The organism is Deltaproteobacteria bacterium (genome assembly GCA_020845775.1).
Classification (GTDB): Bacteria; Bdellovibrionota_C; UBA2361; order SZUA-149; family JADLFC01; genus JADLFC01.
Genome location: JADLFC010000183.1, coordinates 1 through 5225 on the forward strand (window position 1 = coordinate 1; position 5225 = coordinate 5225).

The window sequence follows — 5225 nt, forward strand, 5'->3', positions numbered from 1 at the left end:
AGTGGAAGATTAATATCGATGCGTCAGTAGAAGTATCTCCAGCCTTGGCCCCTATAGGACACCTACCAATCATTGCTGCTAGCTCTCGCTCGGGTGATATGGACAATTTTTCCAATGTCCGCTCTGGAGATCTCTTCGACATAAAGCCCTACGACCCGAGCGACGGCGTTTCGAGGATACTGTGGAAGACCTACGCAAAAACTTCCGAACTAGTAGTAAGACGCCCAGAGCCTGCCACCATCCCCGAAGGAGATGTGGCAGTATATCTTATTGCTAATAGACATGAGGATAACGTCGCAGGAGCACTACTGAGTTACCTCGACTATTTGTCGGAAAATCAGATTCGCATGCTATTTGGAACCGACGCTATGGCTAGCACCTCTCATCAGGCCCATTGCCTCATTGACCAACAGGACATTAAACGGGCTATTAATGACAACGCTTGGGACCAAAAACTTGGAACTGCCTGCGACTTTGAACAATACCTTCAATCGCTTGGAAGTCAAAATGCAAATGTTAGCCGCATCGTAATCTTTGCCCCTCTGCGCTTCGGTAGCTGGCTTGAGACAGTTAATGCCATAGCTCAAGCCCGCGGGCTCTCACTTAGTATAGTCTTAGTTGTAGATAAATGTATTTCAAACAACGAATCGCTTACAGTGCCCGGAAACGCAAAAGGCGAGGAAATAATAAAAGCCATAGCAAAAACGGATGCTCAGTTAATTTTGTGCAATGATACCCACATTTAAAAAAAACATAGCAGCATTGTTTTCGTTAAAACAAATTAACTTACAGCCAGTATACAGGCGCCAGTTTTTTACGTTGCAGCTATTTAGAGCTGCCGCCATATCGGGCCTTGTCGTATTTCTTACCAGTGCAATAGACATAGGAACCAGCTCACAATGGATCATAACTGCTACAGTTTGCGGAGTGCTTGCCGCCGGACATTGGCTACTTATGGGCCACAAGGCTATTAAGATTTTTCTATTGCATGTTTTTGTTCTTGTCATAGCCTGGCTAGCGTTTTCATTTGGAGAATCGATTCCAATTGGGCAAGGAAGCAATTCTGGAGGTGACTTTGCAGTTTATCGATTGCACGAACACCTAGTAGTGCTATCAATATTTTACGTAATAAGTCTGGCTTCTACTTGGATCTATTGGAGATCTAGATGGTCCTTAACGGCAGAAAGCACTGCCTTGGCAGTTGGTTTCGTAGCAGTCCTAAGTGACCATAGAAACTACAATCTCGATGCACCAAAAAAAGTCAACGATATTGCCTGGTATTTCGGCATAGAGCCCCAACACATGTTGCTTGCACTAGCATCAGCTTTTACGCTTTTTCTTTCGACCTACCTAGTTCTATCTAATAACCGTCCAATTATTAGGAGTAACCTTTCAATTAAATCGACTGGTTCCACGAATAAGTTTTTAGCGATATCGGGCGCCACTATTGTTTTTTGTATTTTGTTTTTTGCCGCAAAATACATCAACCGCACTTACGCGATTGACCTAAGCCGCGCTTCGAGCGGAGTTGGAGATAGCAACGCGAACGAGGGAGAAAGCCCGCTCGGTTTTCACTCGGCAGTGGGAAAGACAAAACAGCCCTCGGCGCTGGTTCGTTTGGAAAGCAATTACGAAAACAATCCTTGGTCTCCCATGCTTTACCTTAGAGAAAGCGCTCTGTCCGAGTACAACGGTCGGGAATTTGTAATTGCTAACCCTAAGTACGATACAGATTTGCCTTGGGTGGGCCCAGGTCAATCATTTGCGCCCCGAGAAAAGAGCACATCTACACTTCGCAGAGAGTTACTACAAAGTATTTTTCTATTAACCAATCATTCGGCTCCTTTTTCTATCGATTTTCCCATTGCCATTCAAAACATGAAAAACCCAGACGACAGCCGCTTTAAACTTGCCTACGGCGCCCTATCTTTAGCCCCCGTGACCAAGCTCGAAAACTTAATTGGCGAGAAAGTGGGCGACGATAAGTGGCGCGCCGATGCTCGCACGCACTATCTGCGTGCTCCAGGTAGCCTATCCAGCGCGGCAGTTGAAGACATTGACATTGGCAGTGATAAACCCATACTCGATACTAACGGTGAGGACTTGCGCTATCGCGCCATGGCTGATTCCCTAACCAAGGGCATTGTCGCTCCTGTCGAGAAGGCAATTGCCATATCGAACTATTTATCCCAAAATAGCATTTATACTCGAAGCCCTGGTCACGATATAACCGCTCACGGCGATCCAGTTGCGGCGTATTTATTCAGTGACGCTAAGCGAGGCTACTGCGTTCATTTTGCACATGCGGCAGCATACATGATGAGACTTGCTGGCGTTCCAGCCCGCATTGCAACCGGTTATCTAACGGATTTGCGTTACGCCAAGGATGCTCACATCTTGCTGCATCTAGGCGACCGACATGCTTGGCCGGAAATCTACGTCCAAGGTCACGGGTGGGTAGTCGTCGACGTTACTCCGGCTAATGCTGAGAACGAACAAGTTATTGTTCCAGATGAGAAGCTGCTGGAGGAATTGATGAGTAAGCTCGAACCTCTCCAGCCAATTCCAAACACAACAGATACTAATATAACCAGCCAGCAGTCAGAATTAATCAGCACTCGGGCGCTCAAGCGCACCTTTGTCGGCCTAGCAACATTGTTCTTATTTTCATTTATCTGCACGAAGTTGTGGTTTCGCCATGGTTGGCGCCTCGTCTCTGGCAGAAGAATGGTGCGCCTGGCATACACCTCCCTTGCTTCCCTTTTAGCCGATATTGGTCATTCAAGGGAGATTGGAGAAACCCGCAAGGAGTATAGTCTAAGAATCACTGCAACGAATGGCCTAGACATGAGCCGCATTACGCTCATTAATGAACGCAGCCTTTACGATCCGCACTACGCAATTCCCGCCAAAAAGGCATTAGCTTCTATTATTAGAAAGTCGGTTTTCGACTTTGACAACCAAAACAAGAAATTCAAGCGCATCCTGGCGTTTTTTAGTCCTCTCTCATTGATGCGGCAAAACAAATGGTAAAACTCTTTTTTCGTTCTCTATTTGTCGGCATTTTCCTAATCTCATTCCTACTAGGGAAGGACATTGCGATAGCTATACCTAAGACTGAATCAAATTTAACCGAAGACGTCCGCACGGACGGCAGTTCAGTAGAACAGTTGATACTAGAGGCTCAGAATTTATTTTTGCAACAAAAATCCATTGATGCCCGCTCAAAGCTAGTTGCAGCGTTAAAACTTGCGCCAAATGACTATAGGCCAAACATGCTTCTTGGATCGTACTATTTGGGAGAGGTGCACCATTTTGAGCTTGGCCATCGCTACATTGAAAAGGCGATAACACTTTTCGAGGAACAGCATGGTAAAAATCCGGACACGCTCGCCACTATGGAGCTTTGGCAGGATCATGCACGACTCCTCTATTTATTGTCTGAGTCGTTTCTTAACCTAGATAAGTACGAACAATCATTAGAAACTCTAGATCGCTTCGGGAAATACTACTGGGACGATTGGTTTCCAGGCACGAAGGCTTGGGTGCTAATGAAATTAAAACGAGTTGACGAGGCTATTCAAATTGCACAAGCTGGCCTTCTTCGCGGTGCCGAGGCAGGTCGCACTTACAATATATTGGGCATCTTGCTCTCGCTAAAACGAAATCGCGAACTCTCCATAGAGGCTTTTAATCGCTCAATTGATGCCGAAACTCTAATGGGCAGCCTCGGACAGCCCGCCACACCTTTAAACAACATTGGCGAAGTTTATCGCGAATCATTTGCAGAAGATCTCGCCGAACGCTCGTGGATCGATGCCTTAAGTATGCACGATGGTTGCGAGCACATTTTGCCAAGTCTCAATCTTGCTGTGCTCTACATCGACGAGCTTAAACTTTTTAAAGCCCAGCGCGTTTTAGATGACTTTGAAGCCTGCTTTAAGAGCAACTCGCTGCAATCCGATTCAGAGCATAGAACGCTTCTTAGCTTAATGCGGGGACGAATTGCCCTGCATATGGGAGATTTCGACAAGGCTATTAAAATGTTTGAGCACTCCTTGGTGCGGAGACAGTGGTTTGGCAAAATCGGCACGAACGAAAATGACATGCGCTTTGCTGCAACTATTTCGCTTGCGCAAGGTTTAAAGGCGAATATCGTTAGCCTCACAGATAGAGCCTATGAAAGCCAAGCTGCAAGACTTAAGTCATATTCGCAAATTCCTTGGCTCTCATTCCTCTCTTGGTGGCATTTTAAGCGAGCGCGAGAAATTGCAATAGATGAGCTAGAAGACTTTGAAGATCTATATATCCGCAACACCGATACTATGATCGAGTATCCAACTCTAGGCGAATTGGTCGAGGATTTTCCAGTAGGAGCTTTGGCGAAAAGACTGGATAGACTAGCGAACTCAGAGTCGCGGCCAATGGCGGCTGTTTACTACAGCGTTTATCTAGCAGCGAATTTGTCGAACCATGGGCAGGAAGAAAAAGCCATCGAGAAGTTTAAGGAGGCATTTGCCAAACTTCGGAATAACGATAGACTTCTAAAAGCAGAAATCCTCGCCAGAGCGATTTTAGCTCAAGAAAAGCGCACAAGTGGCATATTCCGGACGAACAGCAATAGCGATCTGACGGAGATAGCCAAAAATAGGGAATCTCTTTTTGCCTTACTTCCCTCTCACCTCCGCTATCACGATATTAGTCTCCCCGTGCACTTGACCATGCGCTCCTCTTCCACTGGGCTAACGAGCAACTTGAAATTCATAAAAAACTCATTACTATCTAGGCGTTTTGAGGTTGCTCCCGATGGAGTTAGACCGAGGTATGAACTCCAGCTTGTCGAATCCCAAGTGGGCACCACTGAAGCCACAATACCCTCAATCTCGATTGGGCTTTTCGACACACTTACTGACCAAACAATCAGCAGCACCTCCGCTGCATTTGCTGAAAATCAAAAAGTCAGCAGAGAGAATCTGCTTAACGAATTCATCTCGAAAACATTCTCCCACAAAGTCGACCCTCTCTAATAAAGGCCGTTAAGAAGCTGGCGTTTTTCGAGTAATTCATTTTGGCTCTTCGGGTTTTTGTGTTGGTAAAAAGCGCCGTAAATGGGAGTTGGAGGCGATAGTTGGAGCAGCAATCTTCCCGCCAGGGGGAAGTAGGCTATGCATTATGTTAGCGTTTATATGCTCTGACCCCTGTCATGAAGCTTGCAGCTCCAACTA

The 5225-nt window shown here is 46.1% G+C and carries 3 protein-coding genes; all 3 read left to right on the forward strand.

The features are described from left to right. Positions 1-746: DUF58 domain-containing protein (locus tag IT291_11310; GenBank protein ID MCC6221817.1), on the forward strand; the 746-nt coding region annotated here is incomplete at its 5' end. A gap of 16 nt (positions 747-762) precedes the next feature. Beyond that, positions 763-3033, forward strand: a complete 2271-nt coding sequence (locus IT291_11315) for a transglutaminase domain-containing protein (GenBank protein ID MCC6221818.1) — start codon at positions 763-765, stop codon at positions 3031-3033. After that, a complete protein-coding gene (locus IT291_11320) occupies positions 3027-5027 on the forward strand; it encodes a hypothetical protein (protein MCC6221819.1) in 2001 nt (666 codons plus the stop codon). Before IT291_11315 ends, IT291_11320 begins: the two co-directional genes overlap by 7 nt. Positions 5028-5225 lie beyond the last annotated feature (198 nt).

Coding starts and splice junctions, on each gene's coding strand:
- IT291_11320 (MCC6221819.1), top strand. CDS start 3,027: ATGGTAAAACTCTTTTTTCGTTCTCTATTTGTCGGCATTTTCCTAATC.